Source organism: Streptomyces sp. SID13726, assembly GCF_010548375.1.
Classification (GTDB): Bacteria; Actinomycetota; Actinomycetes; order Streptomycetales; family Streptomycetaceae; genus Streptomyces.
In genome coordinates this window covers 1-675 of sequence record NZ_JAAGLY010000123.1, presented here as the reverse complement: position 1 = coordinate 675, position 675 = coordinate 1, and the positions used below count along the sequence as shown (strand labels likewise).

At 70.1% G+C, this 675-nt stretch carries 2 protein-coding genes; one reads left to right on the top strand and one right to left on the bottom strand.

Features of this window, described 5'->3' with window-relative positions:
• Positions 1 to 324, top strand: a 324-nt coding sequence (locus G3I78_RS46700; protein ID WP_203616480.1) for a hypothetical protein, incomplete at its 5' end; no start/stop codon positions are given.
• Positions 325 to 355: 31 nt separating this feature from the next.
• Here the strand turns inward: G3I78_RS46700 and G3I78_RS46695 are convergent.
• Positions 356 to 675: CPBP family intramembrane glutamic endopeptidase (locus G3I78_RS46695; protein WP_164436671.1), on the bottom strand; the 320-nt coding region annotated here is incomplete at its 5' end.

Genomic DNA, 675 nt, shown 5'->3' with positions numbered 1-675 from the left:
GCCGTTGACGGGTACACGGAGGTGAGCGTCATGTCCACGACGATGCGACGAGGAGCCGGTGCGGCCCTCGCCGTCGCGGTGATCCTGCTCCTGGGGGCCTGCGCGGCCGGGCCGAACGTCGCCGCGAGCCCCGGCGGCTACGGGTTCTGGTGGGGCCTGTGGCAGGGGATGATCCTGCCGATCACGTTCATCGTGTCCCTCTTCACCGACACGGTGAGCATCTACGAGGTCGACAACAACGGGAACTGGTACGACGTCGGGTTCATGCTCGGCATCGCGCTGTTCTCCGGACCCGTCATCGCGCTGCGCGGGCGCCGGTCCTGACGACCGGGCACCCGCGCGTCCGCACGGCCGGTCAGGCCACGGCCGCCGCGGGCTCGATCTTCCTGCGCCCGACGAGGACGACGACCGCGAGGACGAGCATCGTGAGGATCGCGACCATCGGCAGGAGCCGGGTCTCGCCGGGGACGACGAAGTTGGACACGAGGGAGAAGTCCCAGGCGCCGTGCACGAGCGCGGGGACGAGGATCCCGCCGGTGCGTCGGCGGATCAGGTAGAAGAAGTAGCCCGCGACGATCGTCGCGAGGACCTGCGCGAACGCCCCGACGCCCTCGGTGATCAGGTTCGACGCGTGCGCGACGCCGAAGATGACCGTCACCCAGAGCGCGACCTTGC